Origin of the sequence: Leuconostoc rapi, from assembly GCF_016908715.1 — a bacterium.
GTDB classification, from domain to species: Bacteria; Bacillota; Bacilli; order Lactobacillales; family Lactobacillaceae; genus Leuconostoc; species Leuconostoc rapi.
Window position 1 is genome coordinate 79,407 of sequence record NZ_JAFBEK010000002.1, and the last position, 16,112, is coordinate 95,518.

Genomic DNA, 16,112 nt, shown 5'->3' on the forward strand with positions numbered 1-16,112 from the left:
GAAAAAATGAAGATTTTTACAGAAAACGCTTACACATGTGGTATAATTAATATAGTAACTCAATGGAGGAATTAATTATGTTAGATTATAATGTACGTGGCGAAAATATCGCAGTGACTGACGCACTCCGAGAATATGTGGAGAAGCGTTTGACAAAGTTAAACCGTTATATCGAGGAAAAATCTCGTGCGAACGTTAACTTGCGCACCTATAAGTCAGATAATTCTGGTAAAGCTGAAGTAACGATCGTATTACCTTATGTTGTGTTACGCGCAGAAGATACAAACCCAGATCTGTATGCAGCCGTAGATGCTGTATCTGAAAAGTTGGAACGTCAGATTCGTAAGTATAAGACGAAAATTAACCGTAAATCACGTGAAACAGGGTTTAAGGGTATTGATTCTAATGATGAAATCCCAGCTGCGGACGTTGATGATGATGCATTACAAATTGTTCGTACAAAGCAAGTTGACTTGAAACCAATGTCACCAGAAGAAGCAGCATTGCAAATGGACTTACTAGAGCATGACTTTTTCATCTTTCAGGATGCTGAAACAAACACTGACTCAGTGATTTACAAGCGTCAAGATGGTAAATATGGTCTGCTTGAAACTGCAGAACGTTAAATTGAAATGAAAAAGCCAAACCCTCGTTTGGCTTTTTATTATGACAAAAATTTGTGTTAAAAGTCATAAAAATTTATAAAGATGCCCCTAAAATTCTCTTTTATCGTTATGCTAGTAAAGTATATCTAGTAGATTAAAGAGGTTTTTTTATGTCAAGTTGGCTGTATTTATTTAAAAATAAACGACAATTAGTCAAGTGGCTAGTTGCAACTGTGCTTCCAATTTTATTTGTGGTGGGTTTTTTAAGTGTGACGAATCACACGTCACAACAAGTTAATCAACTTCGCGTCGCAGTTGTTAATTTGGATAAGGGTGCGCGTTATCGTGATAAACAACGTGATATTGGCGATGATTTTTCACGTACATTACATCAAAATAGATCGTTTAAAGCGATTAACTATGCCACACAAAATCAGGCAGAATCAGCTTTGCGTCACGGTAATGTTAGTGCTGTTGTTATTATGCCAATTAATTTTACCAGTCAGCTAGCGTCTGCTCAAAAATCTGGTAAAAGTGTTAGCATTAAACAGCTGATTGCTAGTGGGCAGAGTCAATTTGCATCTCAGTATATCCAGCGTGAACTAATCAGTACATTAAATCGCGAAAATACACTATTGTCAGTTGGTATAGCTAATAGTTCAGTACTAAAAAAACTGACTAATCAAAGTCAAAGTTTGTCAAAACAAGCCGATGATTTGCAAGTTAACTTGCAGGCTGTGGGTAATGGCATCGATGAACAGACAACGAGTGACCTTCAAGAAAAAACTAATGATGAAGCGACTAAATTAGCCAGTTATTCCGCGCAACTTAATGATGCTGTGAGTGCAGGAGATACAGCTAAAATTCAAGAGATGGCTGTAGCGATTAATGACGTTTCTTACGCAATGCAAACAACTGTTGTCGGTGGGATTAGTAATATTTCAGCAAACCTCAGTCAGACGAAAGCACTGAGTGACCGCACAGGCGTTATTCAATCAAGTGCTAAAGACATCCAAAATGGGCAATCACAAATTGCCTCCCAACTAAAAGATATGCTTGGTGAGCAGGCAGCTAATCAAAATATGTCACCGCTATCACAAATTGTATCCTTTGATACGACAGATATTCAACCGATTAAACAAGGTGGACAAACGATGTTGCCTAATATTTTGGTCATCGGTGTTACCATCTTAGCTATGTTATTTGGTCTGATGCTCCCCTTGAAATCTGCTAAAAAAGAGGCACTTGCGTTAGAACAATGGTGGGGAACTTTTCAAATTGCTGGCGTATTAAATATGTTGGCAATCATGTTGATGGTGCTTGGTACCAAGCTTTTAAATATATCAATAGGCAATTACTGGTCTGTCACTGGTGTTACGTTGGTGGCGTCATTGGCAATGATGAGCATCGTTTGGTATTTAAAACAATTAATGGGTCAAAGTGGCTGGTGGCTTGCACTATCGGTTATGTTGCTACAAGCCATTTTTACGATAACGACAACACCAGAAGCTATGTCGACAGGTATTTTTAAATTTATCCGTAATATTTTGCCACTGACAGCCTTGAATAATGCGATCACACGATTAGTGTTTGGTGGTTATGTGCAACAGGAAGTTATGATATTAATTTTGTGGTTGTTAGTATTTGTCATATTGCTAGTGACATATTATCGCATTCAGCAACGTCACATTTTGACAAACGAACTGAGTGAATCATGAGCTAGATAGCTGATTGATTTTAGAACATATGAGTGATTTGAATATGGCAATGGAAGTATGGCGAAAGTCATACTTTTTTAAAACTAAAAAGGGTGTAAAATAATTGTATGGGCACAAGAACAACAAGTGAAGCAACACGCGAAAAAATTTTATTAGCGGCAACGACGCTTTTTTTGGCGCGTGGTTATGCGCAAACAACGACACGTGAAATTACTAAGGTACTCAATATGACACAACCAGCTTTATACCATTATTTTGGCGATAAAGAGGCACTATTCGTTGAAGTTATTAAACGTGTGGGTCAACAGGTTGCCACTAATATGCAGTTGGTGTTGGCTAAGACATACGATCAACCTATTGCGCAACTTGTTGATATGACACAGGTCATTGTCACTCGCCATCCGCGAGATGTGTTCACATTAATCCATGGCAGTTTTTCAGACCTATCTTCGGTGAGTCAACGTGAGTTAGGAATTGTATTTGGTCGTGATTACGTTATGCCTATTGCACAATTTTTTGATCAGGAAGCGCTTAAATTACGTCATCACATCGACCCAAAAATTGCGAGTTCGTTTTATATTACCAGCTTGGCACCCTTATTTAGTGACTTTCATGCAATTAATAATGAACAAACGATGACTGAACGAATTCAACAATTACTTGATTTGATACTTTATGGTGTCGCGCAACGTTGAGTTTTAGTGTGCTAAATGTTATGCTAGAAGAAGAATTTAACGGAGAATCAGATATGGCTAGTCAAAGAGTATCACTTGCGTGTACAGTTTGTGGATCACGTAACTACACATTAACATTATCAAAAGATCGTACAGAACGCCTTGCAGTTAAAAAGTTTTGTGCGTTTTGTGGCAAGCACACATTGCACCAACAAACAAAGTAAAGGTTGACGAGTATGTTGAAATATTTTAGAAACGTTGCTACTGAAATGAAAAATGTGACTTGGCTGTCACAAGATCAAGCTTCCAAAGAAACAGTTACAGTTATTACTGTTTCTGTTATTTTTGCACTCTTCTTAGGTGGTGTTGATTGGCTTTTGCAAAGCGGGTTTAGTTTTATCATGAATTGATAGCATAACTATAAAAAATATAGTATACTATTATTAACGACAAACAAGGAACTTCTTTAAACAGGGGTTCTTTTTTATATCAAAAAATGAAGGGACGCTTTGCGCTTAATATAATGTCAGAAAATAACGATTTATCACAAGAAAATAACGAGATACCAGTTAATAATACAGACGATATTGAAAAGTCATGGTTCGTTGTTCATACTTATTCTGGTTATGAACATAAAGTCAAGGCTAATCTAGAATCACGTACGCAAACGATGCGAATGACGGAACAAATTTTCCGAATTTTAGTGCCTGAACAAGAAGTGACAACTATTCAAGATGGTGAAGCAAAAACGTCTGTTGAAAACGATTTTCCTGGCTATGTTTTAGTCGAAATGGCAACACCACAAGATTACAACATGACAGATGAAGCCTGGTATGTGGTTCGTAACACGCCGGGCGTTACTGGTTTCTTGGGATCCCATGGTGCCGGATCAAAGCCAAACTCTTTGATGCCAGAAGAGGTTGATCTTCTGATGAAACGCATGGGGATGGCAACACGTGAAGTTGTGACGTTAGCTGTTGAAGCCGGTCAAATTGTCAAAATAATTGCTGGACCTTTTTCAGGTATGGAAGGTACAGTGACAGCTGTGGATTCTGAAAAGCAAACATTAGAAGCAACCGTTGAAGTCTTTGGTCGTGAAACACCAACAGAATTAGATTTTGCAGATGTTGATACTGTTTTGGATGATAAGTAATCAGGTGTTATGTGATTGATAAAAATGTTGCAAAAACATTTTTATTTTTGTATAATTAACAGGTATGTCATCGACATGCGTGGGAGCAGCACTTAAGCTGCGTCTACCACAACACGAGGAGGAAAAAATCGTGGCTAAAAAAGTTACAACAGTTGTTAAATTACAAATTGCCGCTGCTAAAGCAACGCCAGCACCACCAGTTGGTCCAGCGTTGGGACAGGCCGGTATTAATATCGCGCAATTCACAAAAGAATTTAATGCGCGTACTGCAGACCAAGTAGGTTCAATCGTTCCGGTTGAAATCTCTGTATTCGACGATCGTTCATTCGAATTCGTTACAAAGACACCACCTGCTGCTGATCAATTACGTAAGATCGTAGGAAAGGGTTCTGGAGAACCTAACACTAAGAAGGTCGGAAACGTTACTTTGGATCAAATTCGTGCAATTGCTGAAAACAAGATGGATGATTTAAATGCCAACGATGTCACAGCAGCTATGCGTATGATTGAAGGTACAGCACGTTCAATGGGTGTTACTGTTGAAGGTGTTGACTTGACTGTTGAAGGTACAGCAATCAAGGAGGACGCAGAATAATGACTCAAAAACACGGTAAAAAATATACTGCAGCGTTGGCAAAGGTTGAAGCTGAAAAGAACTATGCTTTGAACGATGCAGTCACATTAGTTAAAGAACTTGATTACGCTAACTATGATGCTTCTGTTGAAATTGTTTTCAACTTGAATGTTGACACACGTCAAGCAGACCAACAATTACGTGGGGCTGTTGTGTTACCAAACGGCACAGGTAAGGATAAGAAAGTTATTGTCTTTGCACAAGGCGACAAGGCTAAAGAAGCTGAAGCTGCTGGTGCTGATGTTGTTGGCGCAGCTGATCTAGTTGCACAAATTCAAAGTGGTTGGATGGACTTTGATACAGCTATCGCAACGCCTGACATGATGGCTCAAGTTGGACGTGTTGCTCGTATCTTGGGACCTAAGGGATTGATGCCTAACCCAAAGACTGGCACAGTTACAATGGATGTTACCAAGGCTGTTTCAGATGCTAAGGGTGGTCAAGTAACATACCGTACAGATCGTGACGGTAACGTTGCTGTTCCTGTTGGACGTGTGTCATTTGATGAAGCTAAGTTGGCTGAAAACATCAAAACAATTGCAACAACTGTTTTGAAGTCACGTCCTGCCGCTGTTAAGGGAACATACGTACAACACGTATCAATCTCATCAACTGTTAGCCCATCTGTTACATTGGATGTTAATTCATTGTAATATTTGACGATATCAATTTCATTTGATATACTCATTAAGTAAATTAAATCATTTTGCCTAAGACTCAGGAGGTACTTGTACCTTAATATCCTGCCGAGGAAGTTTAAAAACTTTTCCTGTGTGTCTTTTGGTGCACAGGATTTCTTTTGCAAAATAATATTATGAAAGGAGAATATATATCATGAGTGAAAAAGCTATTGCAGTTAAAGCACAAAAAGTTGAAGAGATTGCTGATCAATTCAAAAGTGCTGCTTCAGCCGTTGTTGTTGATGCACGTGGACTAACTGTTGCGCAATCAACAGACCTACGTCACCAATTACGTCAAGAAGGTGTTGTTCTTGAAGTGATCAAAAACAAAATTTTGACACGTGCCGCTGAAAAAGCTGGTTATGCTGAATTGAACGACGTTTTTGCCGGTCCTTCAGCTGTTGCATTCTCAGCAGATGATGCTATTGCACCATCACGTATTTTGAAGAAGTTTGCTGATGCTAACGATAAGTTAGAAATCAAGGGTGGTGTTGTCGATGGCAACATTGCTAACTTGGAAGACATTAACAAGTACGCATCTTTGCCATCACGCGAAGGTTTGCTTGGTCAATTGATGGCAGAATTCCAATTCTCAATTCGTTCATTTGCATATGCTGTTAAGGCGGTGCAAGAGAAGCTAGAAGAAGATGGTACTGCTGCACCTGTAGAAGAAGCACCTGCAGCTGAATAAGTTGTTAGGTATGCTTAAAAATTAAAATACACATAAAAAATTGGAGGATTTAATCATGGCTTTTGATAAAGACGCGATTATCGCATCATTGAAAGATGCAACTATCTTGGATTTGGCTGACTTGGTTTCAGCAATCGAAGAAGAATTTAATGTTTCAGCCGCAGCTCCTGTAGCCGCAGCTGGTGGTGCCGAAGGCGGAGCAGCTGAAAAGACAGAATTCGACGTAGAATTAACTTCAGCAGGAACTGCTAAAGTTAAGGTTATCAAGGCAGTTCGTGAAGCAACTGGTCTTGGATTGAAGGAAGCTAAAGACTTAGTTGATAACGCACCTTCAATTGTTAAAGAAGGTCTTGACGAAGCAGCAGCTAACGAATTGAAGGCAGCTTTGGAAGAAACAGGCGCAGCAGTAGCAGTGAAGTAATTTTTTCTGGTACGACTGATGAATCAATTTTTATTGCTTGGGCCATTAAAAGCGCATACAATAAATGGTTCGCCATATTAAAAGAGGTACCTCGGTGCTTCTTTTTTTGTACATAAACGTAAGGAGCCATTATGAGTATATCTAACGAAAAAGTTGCTGGGGAAATGTATTTTACAGCTAATCCCAATTCAGAACATCATTATCAAAATTTTGATTTTGAACTCTTAGGTCATTATTTACATTTTAAGACTGATAGTGGTGTTTTTTCAAAATCAACTGTTGATTTTGGTACACGAACAATGCTGACAGCTCTTACTAAAACAACTATTGAACCAGGTAAAGTTCTCGATTTAGGTACTGGTTATGGTCCAGTTGGTATTGCAATTGCTAAAGCATTGCGAAGACAGGTAGACATGTCTGATGTCAATGAACGTGCGTTAGCTTTAGCGCGTCAAAATGCAGATAGTAATGGTGTTGGTGATCAAGTCAAAATTTTCCAGTCAGACATGTATGCCAATATTTCTGATAAATACGCTTTGATTTTAGTCAACCCACCTATTCGAGCAGGTAAAGTTGTTGTTACGACAATGCTGCAAGAAGGGATCAATCACTTAATACCAGGTGGTAAATTGATTGCAGTGTTACAAAAAAAGCAAGGCGCACCTTCAGCGCAAAAGAATCTGTTATCGACATTTGGGAACGTGACAACTATTCATAAAGATAAAGGTTATTATATTTTGGAGAGCATCTATGACCCAAATTCCAACATTTAGTGTAGAACAAATTGATTATTTTATGCAAGTTGCGTTGAACGAAGCTAAATTAGCTGACGAAGCGGGAGAAGTGCCTGTTGGAGCAGTCATTGTTAGAAATAATGAAATTATCGCTCGTGCACACAATCATCGTGAGTCTCACCAATTAGCAACGGCACATGCTGAATTAATAGCGATTGAGTCTGCTAATCACTTACTAAATTCATGGCGCTTAGAAAATACAGCATTATTTGTGACACTTGAACCTTGCATTATGTGTGCTGGTGCAATTATTAACGCGCGAATTCCGGTTGTTTATTTTGGGGCGATGGATAGTAAAGGTGGTGGCACACGTTCACTATATCATTTGTTGGAAGATGATCGCCTGAACCATCAGGTTGAAGTACACTCTGATATTAGAGCTTCAGAAGGTGGGCGCTTATTGCAAGATTTCTTTGGAAACATTCGAAAAAAACGGCAATCTAAAAAATAATAAGCAAAATTTACACTATTATGGTAATGTCGTATTATAATATAAACAGACTTATAAAAAGGACAAAATACATGCAAAATCCAAATGCTTGGCGCAATGACCAAGACTATTTAAATATTGTCGATGATTTATTGCAACATGATGAGGTACAACAACTCGCACAGTATACACAGCATCACTTTTCTAATCGTTTGCGTCATTCTATTTCGGTATCTTATCAGTCTTATCTTATTGCAAAAAAAATTGGAGCAGATGCTACAGCCACAGCTCGTGCAGGATTGCTCCACGATTTATTTTATTATGATTGGCGTGTGACGAAGTTTGAAGAGGGATCACATGCTTATGTTCATCCTCGTATTGCGCTCAAAAACGCACAAAAAATTACACCTATCAATCCAAAAGAAGCAGATATTATTCTAAAACATATGTTTGGTGCAACGATTGCGTTACCCAAATATCGTGAAAGTTGGATTGTGTCAATCGTCGATGATTTTGCAGCGGTTAATGAATACTTAGTTCCAAAGGCCTATTTGACATACTTCAAATGGCATACAAAATGGGTTAAAAAAGTCGCAGAAGTATTTGCGTAAATCTTGAAAATTAGATATAATAGTAAAGCAGGCAAGCATCGGCTCTCGAACTGGGTCAGGACAGGAATGTAGCAGCTCTAAGGTTGTTCGGTGCTGTGCTTGTGTACATATTTGGCCGCGTAGCGGTCTTTTTTTGTAAGTAACGGGCTGAAGGCAATGCCGCTACTCTAGTTAGCAAACGACATAGCAGTTTAATTATTATTGGAGGTGATAACATTGGCATATCAAGCATTATATCGGGTTTATCGGCCGAGAACATTTGATGATATGGTTGGACAAGACGTTATCACCCAGACACTTAAAAATGCCATTGAAACGCACCAAACTGGACATGCGTATTTGTTTTCAGGGCCACGTGGTACGGGAAAAACTTCCGCCGCTAAAATTTTCGCTCGTGAGATTAATGGCATCACACCTGATACTGCAGACTCACAAATACCAGATATTGTTGAATTTGATGCGGCATCTAATAGCCGAGTTGAAGATATGCGAGATATCTTATCTAACGTGGATTACGCACCAATTGAATCGGAATATAAAGTTTACATCATTGATGAAGTACATATGTTATCAAATAGTGCGTTTAACGCATTATTGAAGACATTAGAAGAACCGCCAGCCAATGTGAAATTTATTTTAGCCACGACTGAACCACAAAAGGTGCCAGTGACAATTTTGTCAAGAACTCAGCGTTTTGAGTTCAAGCGGATTGATAATTTAGTTATTCAAGCACAATTAGCTGATATTTTGCGTCAACAAAACATTGCTTATGAAGATGATGCTTTGCGCATTATTGCAAATGTGGCAGAAGGCGGCATGAGAGATGCGCTGTCAATCTTAGACCAAGTCATTGCTTTTGGTACTGACAAGGTGACGATTAACAATGCGTTACAGGTAACAGGGTCAACTACTGCAACACAACTGGTAGCTTATCTTAAGGCAATCAGTGCGGGTGATACACCAACAAGTTTGCAGACACTACATGATATTTTACGTGAAGGGAAAGATGCCCAACGACTAGTGGTGGACATTCTTGGATTATTGCGTGATGTCATGCTCGTTGATGTTGCACCAGATTTAATCAAGTCAACTGTTCCCCTTGCTGAATTAAAAACTTTAGTAAATTCCTTGGCAATACCACGTATTGAAGCCATGATGGTTATTCTAGATGATATTCAAAAACAGTTAATGCAGACAACGCAGAGTGATATTTATTTAGAGTTATTAACCGTTAAATTGAGTATGGTGGGCTCACCAGCCGTTAAACAAACTGATATAACTCAAAAATCATCTTCAAGTCATCCATCTACGAATGCACAGTCGTCAGCTATTCGTGTGTCTAAGACTGAACCGACACCAAGATTACCAGTCGAAGAAAAACCAGTTGTTAGATTAGATTCTGAAGCTGATCAAGTTGTAATCATGCAAAATGAATCTCCCGCAATGGTGCAAGATTCGTCACAGCACAATGATAGCCACACGGATGAGTTATTATTGGTGCGTACGGGACAAGAAGCAGTATTTGCCATCTTAAAAAAAGCCAAAAGAGAGGCATTAAACCATCTTAAAAATACGTGGTCGACGTTAATTAGTCAATTTGATGTGGCGCAACAAGCATTGCTGACCATTGCTGAACCGGTTGCAGCTAGCGATGAAGGGGTCGTGTTAGCCTTTGATTACCCAGCGTTACTTGAACAGGCTTTGTATGATGAAAATCTTCAAAATGAATTGTCAACTGCGTTTTTAGCGCAACATATACCCGTAGAAATGGTATTTATTTCTCAAGATGATTGGCGACAACAGCGTGCAGCATACGTCCAAGAATTGAAATCTGGTGTGACCAGAAGTATGGCACTAACTGATTTGCCACGAGTAAAGCGTCAACAGACAAGTGAAAAACTTGAAAAAGCGACTGATACTCATGTTGCAACCTCAGAAGCACCTGTTGTTGCTGAAGCTAAAAAAATATTCGGCGATGATATTGTGACAGTCATTGACTGATAAAGAAAGGAACGGCCAGTAACGCCACCCATACTATGGAATATCCGGAACCAATTGCAAAATTAATAGATAGCTATACAAAGTTACCAGGTATTGGATCAAAAACAGCGACACGACTAGCATTCTACACCCTGGGTATGAACGAGGATGATGTGGTAGATTTTTCGAAATCACTGCTTTCTGCTAAAAATGACCTGACATTTTGTTCGATATGTGGGAATATTACAGAAAATTCTATGAACCCGTGTGTGATTTGTCAAGATACGTCACGCGATCAATCCACTGTATTTGTTGTTGAGAACTCTCGGGATGTCATGGCAATGGAGAACACTCGAGATTATCATGGTTTGTATCACATTTTAAATGGTGTTATCTCGCCGCTTGCAGGTACTGGTCCCGAAGATATTAATTTGCCTAGCCTAATCAGACGCTTATCCCAGCATCAGGAGATTGATGAAGTTATCGTAGGGACAAATGTTAATGCTGAGGGGGAAGCCACTGCTATGTATCTGGCAAGGCTACTGAAACCTGCGGGTATTAAAGTGACACGATTAGCGCATGGTTTGGCAGTTGGCTCTGATATTGATTATGCCGATCAATTGACACTTATTAAAGCCGTACAAGGACGAACAGAACTATGATATTTGGTAAAAAAAAGCAAAATTTGCGTCGTGAATATGATGAATCGCTTGTATTTCAAATTGATAAAGCAAAAATTGATTGGGATACAGCAAAAAACTCTGAAGAAGCGTTGTTGGACGGACAAATTAATGTTCGGCTTATCCAATCTCAAACAGCGCTAACTAAGGCTAAATTTAATTATCTTTATCGAGAAGCGAGACGTCGGAAAACAGTTGGTCACATGCAAACACATGTTTTAAAAACAGATCGTAATCAATTTTAGTCATCATATTTGGAAAATGTTACAATCAAGTTAGTCATTAAATGACAAGAAAAGGTGACAACAATAATGACGAAGCCATTATTTATTACATTTGAAGGGCCAGAAGGCGCTGGGAAGACCAGCGTTTTAAAGCAATTAGTTGCTGAATTTCAGCAGATATTGGGTGATGATTTAATTTCGACGCGGGAACCGGGCGGTAACCCAATCTCAGAGGCAATACGTGCTATTCTCCAGCCTGAAGAAGACAACGGAATGGATGATAGAACTGAAGCGTTGTTGTACACAGCAGCACGGCGTCAGCACTTGGTGGAAACTGTTTTACCCGCATTGAGAGCCGGTAAAGTCGTTATATCAGACCGTTATGTTGATAGTTCATTAGCTTATCAAGGCGGTGGTCGTGGGTTGGGTATTGATAATATTTGGCAAATCAATCAATTTGCCATTGACGGCTTGCTACCTGATTTAACAATTTATTTTGATGTGCCACCAGAATTAGGTTTGGCACGTGTTAAAGCTAATCGCCAAGAAAAAATTGATCGTTTAGATAAAGAAAGCCTTGCTTTTCATCAAAAAGTGCGAGAAACATATTTAGAACTACAGGTTAAGTTTTCTGATAGAATTAAAATAGTAGATGCAACGCAGTCACTAGACAGCGTAGTGGATACAACACGGCAACTCTTATTAGAACGCATTAAATATCGAGAGGTATAAAATTTATGAAATTAGTGACAGCTATCGTTCAAGATAAAGATACAACAAAATTAAGCAATGCTTTTGTCAAAGCAGATATACGCGCGACACGATTAACAACATCAGGTGGTTTCTTGCGTTCGGGTAACACGACGTTTTTGATCGCCATTGAGGATGAGCGCGTGCAGTCTGTTTTGGATACGATTCAAACGGTATCACAAAAACGCAAGCAATATATGGTACCACCCGTCGGATTAGATGCTGGTGGCGAGCATGGTGGTATTTATCCTGTTGAGGTTGAAGTTGGTGGTGCGACAGTGTATACGCAAAGCATTGAATCATTTCATCAATTCTGATGGTTTCTAATTTTGTCACAATTGCGGAGCGCGTTTATCCTAAACAAGTCGCACATTTTATGACGTTACTTAAAGGTAAACAACTGAGCCATTTATATTTATTTATCGGACCAAGTCAACCCCAAAAGTTGGCTTTTTCGCAGTATTTAGCATGGCAAATTATTGGGGCTAATGAACGAAATGCGATACGATTAGACGAACATGATCATCCTGACGTTAATATCACACAACCTAGTTTACCGAAAAGTGGCGTGGGAACGAATCGTACTTGGAAAGTTGATCAAATTCGTGCTTTGAAACCAGAATTTGTGACAGTTGCTCAGGAAAGTACGCGGAAAGTTTTTATTTTTGATGCAGTGGAATCGTTGCATGCAGAAGCAGGCAATGCATTGTTAAAGTTCATTGAGGAACCGACTGGCCCACAAGTAATTTTCATGTTAGCCGAAAATATCAATGAAGTATTACCGACTATTCGTTCACGTGCGCAAATTGTAAACTTAGCACCCGAAGTGCAGTTAGATGAGATTGTTGATGATGCCATTAATGACACATGGCAAAAAAATACACAATTAATCTTATTTAAATGGTTTGAACTGATGATGCAACGCCGTATTGAAGCTTTTGTTTATGTACAATTACAGGTGATTAGTCAACTAAAAGAAAGTCAACAACAAGTGTTGTTTTTTAATTGGTTACACGAGTTATCGCGCGATACTATTGTTTTTGGTCAAATACCTGATGACTTGTTAAAGTTTCCGACACTTGTTGGTTTATACAAAACGTTGACCCAACATCATACAAAAGCGCGTCTGTTGGCGGCTAGCGATGCTTTATTAACAGATGACAAACTACGACATACGAACTTATCATTACAAACGCGGTTGGAAAAAATTGTGTTGGATGTGACAATTGCGTTAGGAGAATGACCATGCAACAACAAAAAAGCTTTGATAAACTGACCAAAACAGGCACGTTGTTTTTGGTGCCAACGCCAATAGGTAATTTACAAGATATGACGCCGCGTGCGGTAACTGTTTTAAAGCAAGTTGATCTTATTGCTGCAGAAGATACACGGCATACACAACAATTGCTCAATCATTTTGAGATTGATACCAAACAAACGAGTTTTCATGAACATAATTGGCAGGCCAAAATACCAAGCATTCTCACGGCCTTACTTCAAGGCAAAAATGTTGCCCAAGTTAGTGATGCCGGCATGCCGTCTATTTCTGATCCTGGAAAAGAATTGGTAGCAGCGGCCGTAGATCAAAATGTGACCGTCGTACCGATTCCTGGGGCGACAGCTGGTGTGACGGCTTTAATCGCCAGTGGATTAGTCCCACAGCCCTTTTATTTTTATGGATTTTTAAAGCGTAAAAATAACGAACAATTAGCTGAATTACAGCAATTATCGACCGTACGTGACACGATTATTTTTTATGAATCACCACATCGTATTCGAAAGACACTAGCGAACATACAAGAAGTAATGGGAAGTGATCGCAAGGTTGTTTTGGCGCGTGAGTTAACGAAACGTTATGAAGAATTTTTACGTGGTACGACACAGGAATTATTGGCTTGGGCAACAGAAAACGAGGCTCGCGGTGAATTTGTTGTGCTGATTGACGGGTACCATGGTATTGTCAAGGCAGATAATAGTTTAAATGATGATGAAGACTTGTCCGTCCACGATGCTGTTGAAAACCTTATTGGTAAGGGATTAAAACCCAATGCTGCCATTAAGCAAGTTGCTAAAACACGCGCGTTGGACCGACAGGCAGTTTATTCTGATTATCACGGATTGGCATAGTGTATGGTGTGTTGGTCAAATGATTAACATAATGAGGTAAGGGAATGGATCATGCAGACATTTGAAATTAAGCGACATGTTGAATATTATGAAGCTGATACAACAGGAAAACTCACGCTACCTATGATTTTGAATTGGGCGGTTTTAGCATCAAAAAAACAAAGTGATGCGCTTAAAGTTGGACAAGCAACTTACATGGGCCGTGGTTTAGGTTGGGTTATTTTACAATATGAAGTTGATATTAAGCGTCGACCAAATATCAATGAAGAAATTACAATTCGAACATTTGCTGCGAAATATAATCCTTTTTTTGTGAATCGACATTTTGCTTTTTTTGATACACAGGGGCATGAAATTGTTCATGTGAATTCTATTTGGGCAATGATTGATATTGACAACCGACGCATGGCACGATTACCACAAGATATTGTTGATAAGTACCAACCAGAACGTGTTAAACAGGTGCCAAGAATTGCTAAACCTATGCAAATCACCGATGATGATACTGTAGAAGAAAATGCCTATCATGTGAGATATCTTGATATTGATGCGAATAAACATGTCAATAACTCAAAATATTTTGAATGGATGCAAGACGTTGTATCGCCTGAGTATTTAACAACACATGAAGTAACCTATGTTAATTTAAAGTTTGAAAATGAAATTCGCTTAGGACATATGATTCAATCACAAGTTGTTTTAAAGGACAATCTTAGTAAACATCGTATTATGACTGGAGACACAGTCAGTGCAGAAGCAGAATTTAAGTGGCGGGATGTGTCTAATTAGTGTACACTAAAAGTATCAATTCAGAATAAAGAGGCCTGTTATGTCAGTATTAGTATTAGGTGGCGCCGGGTATATCGGCTCGCACATGGTTAAAACACTTGTTGAATCTGGACGTGACGTTGTTGTTGTGGATGCATTGTTCACTGGACATCGTGAAGCTGTCAACCCAGCAGCTAAGTTTTATGAAGTTGATATTCGTGATAAAGCTGCATTATCAGAGGTTTTTGATAAAGAAGCGATTGAACAAGTCGTTCATTTTGCTGCTTTTTCGATTGTGCCAGAATCGGTAGCTAATCCGTTGAAGTATTTTGATAATAATACAAGTGGTATGATTACATTACTTGAAGTTATGAAGGCACATGATGTCAAGCAAATTGTCTTCTCTTCAACAGCTGCAACTTATGGCAATCCAATCAATATTCCAATTAAAGAAACTGACCCACAAAATCCAATCAATCCTTATGGTGAGTCAAAATTGATGATGGAAAAAATCATGGCATGGTCGGATAAGTCGGATGGTGTGAAGTGGGTTGCTCTGCGATACTTTAATGTTGCTGGTGCCGCCGAAGATGGGACCATTGGTGAAGATCACACACCTGAAACGCATTTGGTACCTATTATTTTGCAAGCTGGTCTAGGTCAAAGAGAATACATCGAAATGTTTGGGGATGATTATCAAACCCCAGATGGTTTTAATGTTCGAGACTATGTTCATGTTTTAGATTTGGCTGATGCGCACATTAGGGCGTTAAAGTATTTAGCCGATGGCCATGATTCTAATCAATTTAATCTCGGATCGGCAACTGGCTTCTCAGTTAAAGAGATGGTCGAAGCAGCACGTGAGGCGACTGGCGTCAATATACCATCAAAAATCGGACCACGTCGTGCAGGTGATCCAGATATTTTAATTGCTAATTCTGATAAGGCACGTGATGTGTTGGGATGGCAACCAAAGTATGATAATGTGCAAGATATTATTAAAACAGCATGGCATTGGCATAAAAACCATCCAACAGGTTACAACGATAAATAAATTTAAGTAAAAAACGTTACGACATCATGTTGTAACGTTTTTTGTTAGAAACTGATAAGTTGAATAATAATAATAGTGGGGCATTTACAACATGAGTACTTAGTACGTGATGAGATTA

At 39.0% G+C, this 16,112-nt stretch carries 22 protein-coding genes, 1 other RNA gene and 1 other annotated feature; all 23 genes read left to right on the forward strand.

Annotated elements, in window-relative coordinates; genetic code table 11:
• Window positions 1-77: 77 nt before the first annotated feature.
• Entirely contained in the window at window positions 78-626 is a 549-nt protein-coding gene (gene hpf / locus JOD28_RS02685; RefSeq protein ID WP_204769351.1) for a ribosome hibernation-promoting factor, HPF/YfiA family, read from the forward strand.
• A gap of 149 nt (window positions 627-775) precedes the next feature.
• Window positions 776-2,323 carry an ABC transporter permease gene (locus JOD28_RS02690; RefSeq protein ID WP_204769352.1) on the forward strand — a complete coding sequence of 516 codons (1,548 nt, stop codon included), beginning with the start codon at window positions 776-778 and terminating at the stop codon, window positions 2,321-2,323.
• Window positions 2,324-2,430: 107 nt separating this feature from the next.
• Entirely contained in the window at window positions 2,431-3,018 is a 588-nt protein-coding gene (locus tag JOD28_RS02695; RefSeq protein WP_204769353.1) for a TetR/AcrR family transcriptional regulator, read from the forward strand.
• A 53-nt stretch (window positions 3,019-3,071) separates the two neighbouring features.
• Window positions 3,072-3,221, forward strand: a complete 150-nt coding sequence (rpmG, locus tag JOD28_RS02700; protein WP_204769555.1) for a 50S ribosomal protein L33 — start codon at window positions 3,072-3,074, stop codon at window positions 3,219-3,221.
• A gap of 12 nt (window positions 3,222-3,233) precedes the next feature.
• Window positions 3,234-3,407, forward strand: a complete 174-nt coding sequence (gene secE, locus JOD28_RS02705; RefSeq protein WP_013103504.1) for a preprotein translocase subunit SecE — start codon at window positions 3,234-3,236, stop codon at window positions 3,405-3,407.
• Between the two features lie 113 nt (window positions 3,408-3,520).
• Window positions 3,521-4,150 (forward strand): transcription termination/antitermination protein NusG, encoded by a 630-nt coding sequence (nusG, locus tag JOD28_RS02710; protein WP_204769354.1) that lies wholly within the window; start codon window positions 3,521-3,523, stop codon window positions 4,148-4,150.
• Between the two features lie 130 nt (window positions 4,151-4,280).
• The gene (gene rplK, locus JOD28_RS02715; RefSeq protein WP_204769355.1) at window positions 4,281-4,745 is read left to right on the forward strand and encodes a 50S ribosomal protein L11; all 465 of its coding nucleotides are present in this window, start codon (window positions 4,281-4,283) and stop codon (window positions 4,743-4,745) included.
• Complete coding sequence (rplA, locus tag JOD28_RS02720) at window positions 4,745-5,437, forward strand: 50S ribosomal protein L1 (RefSeq protein ID WP_204769356.1); 693 nt, start codon at window positions 4,745-4,747, stop codon at window positions 5,435-5,437. Before rplK ends, rplA begins: the two co-directional genes overlap by 1 nt.
• A gap of 38 nt (window positions 5,438-5,475) precedes the next feature.
• Window positions 5,476-5,591: a sequence feature (ribosomal protein L10 leader region), on the forward strand.
• Window positions 5,592-5,618: 27 nt separating this feature from the next.
• Window positions 5,619-6,155 carry a 50S ribosomal protein L10 gene (gene rplJ, locus JOD28_RS02725; RefSeq protein ID WP_204769357.1) on the forward strand — a complete coding sequence of 179 codons (537 nt, stop codon included), beginning with the start codon at window positions 5,619-5,621 and terminating at the stop codon, window positions 6,153-6,155.
• A gap of 55 nt (window positions 6,156-6,210) precedes the next feature.
• Complete coding sequence (gene rplL / locus JOD28_RS02730) at window positions 6,211-6,576, forward strand: 50S ribosomal protein L7/L12 (RefSeq protein WP_204769358.1); 366 nt, start codon at window positions 6,211-6,213, stop codon at window positions 6,574-6,576.
• 131 nt (window positions 6,577-6,707) lie between these two features.
• Entirely contained in the window at window positions 6,708-7,349 is a 642-nt protein-coding gene (locus JOD28_RS02735) for a class I SAM-dependent methyltransferase (RefSeq protein ID WP_204769359.1), read from the forward strand.
• Window positions 7,327-7,821, forward strand: coding sequence for a tRNA adenosine(34) deaminase TadA (gene tadA / locus JOD28_RS02740; RefSeq protein WP_204769360.1), 495 nt, complete (start codon window positions 7,327-7,329; stop codon window positions 7,819-7,821). Before JOD28_RS02735 ends, tadA begins: the two co-directional genes overlap by 23 nt.
• 71 nt (window positions 7,822-7,892) lie before the next feature.
• The gene (locus tag JOD28_RS02745; RefSeq protein WP_204769361.1) at window positions 7,893-8,411 is read left to right on the forward strand and encodes an HD domain-containing protein; all 519 of its coding nucleotides are present in this window, start codon (window positions 7,893-7,895) and stop codon (window positions 8,409-8,411) included.
• 19 nt (window positions 8,412-8,430) lie between these two features.
• Window positions 8,431-8,524: signal recognition particle sRNA small type (gene ffs, locus JOD28_RS02750), an RNA gene on the forward strand.
• 103 nt (window positions 8,525-8,627) lie between these two features.
• Window positions 8,628-10,412, forward strand: a complete 1,785-nt coding sequence (gene dnaX, locus JOD28_RS02755) for a DNA polymerase III subunit gamma/tau (protein ID WP_204769362.1) — start codon at window positions 8,628-8,630, stop codon at window positions 10,410-10,412.
• Window positions 10,413-10,447: 35 nt separating this feature from the next.
• Window positions 10,448-11,053: a recombination mediator RecR gene (recR, locus tag JOD28_RS02760; protein WP_204769363.1), complete on the forward strand. Its 606-nt coding sequence runs from the start codon at window positions 10,448-10,450 to the stop codon at window positions 11,051-11,053.
• A complete protein-coding gene (locus tag JOD28_RS02765) occupies window positions 11,050-11,316 on the forward strand; it encodes a YaaL family protein (RefSeq protein WP_204769364.1) in 267 nt (88 codons plus the stop codon). The genes recR and JOD28_RS02765 overlap by 4 nt, the downstream gene beginning before the upstream one ends.
• Window positions 11,317-11,382: 66 nt before the next feature.
• Entirely contained in the window at window positions 11,383-12,027 is a 645-nt protein-coding gene (gene tmk, locus JOD28_RS02770; protein ID WP_204769365.1) for a dTMP kinase, read from the forward strand.
• A 5-nt stretch (window positions 12,028-12,032) separates the two neighbouring features.
• Window positions 12,033-12,362 (forward strand): cyclic-di-AMP receptor, encoded by a 330-nt coding sequence (locus JOD28_RS02775; protein WP_204769366.1) that lies wholly within the window; start codon window positions 12,033-12,035, stop codon window positions 12,360-12,362.
• Window positions 12,362-13,288: a DNA polymerase III subunit delta gene (locus JOD28_RS02780; RefSeq protein WP_204769367.1), complete on the forward strand. Its 927-nt coding sequence runs from the start codon at window positions 12,362-12,364 to the stop codon at window positions 13,286-13,288. The genes JOD28_RS02775 and JOD28_RS02780 overlap by 1 nt, the downstream gene beginning before the upstream one ends.
• 2 nt (window positions 13,289-13,290) lie before the next feature.
• The gene (gene rsmI, locus JOD28_RS02785) at window positions 13,291-14,172 is read left to right on the forward strand and encodes a 16S rRNA (cytidine(1402)-2'-O)-methyltransferase (RefSeq protein ID WP_204769368.1); all 882 of its coding nucleotides are present in this window, start codon (window positions 13,291-13,293) and stop codon (window positions 14,170-14,172) included.
• A 51-nt stretch (window positions 14,173-14,223) separates the two neighbouring features.
• The gene (locus tag JOD28_RS02790; RefSeq protein ID WP_204769369.1) at window positions 14,224-14,961 is read left to right on the forward strand and encodes an acyl-[acyl-carrier-protein] thioesterase; all 738 of its coding nucleotides are present in this window, start codon (window positions 14,224-14,226) and stop codon (window positions 14,959-14,961) included.
• A 40-nt stretch (window positions 14,962-15,001) separates the two neighbouring features.
• Complete coding sequence (gene galE / locus JOD28_RS02795; RefSeq protein ID WP_204769370.1) at window positions 15,002-15,994, forward strand: UDP-glucose 4-epimerase GalE; 993 nt, start codon at window positions 15,002-15,004, stop codon at window positions 15,992-15,994.
• Window positions 15,995-16,112: the final 118 nt, after the last annotated feature.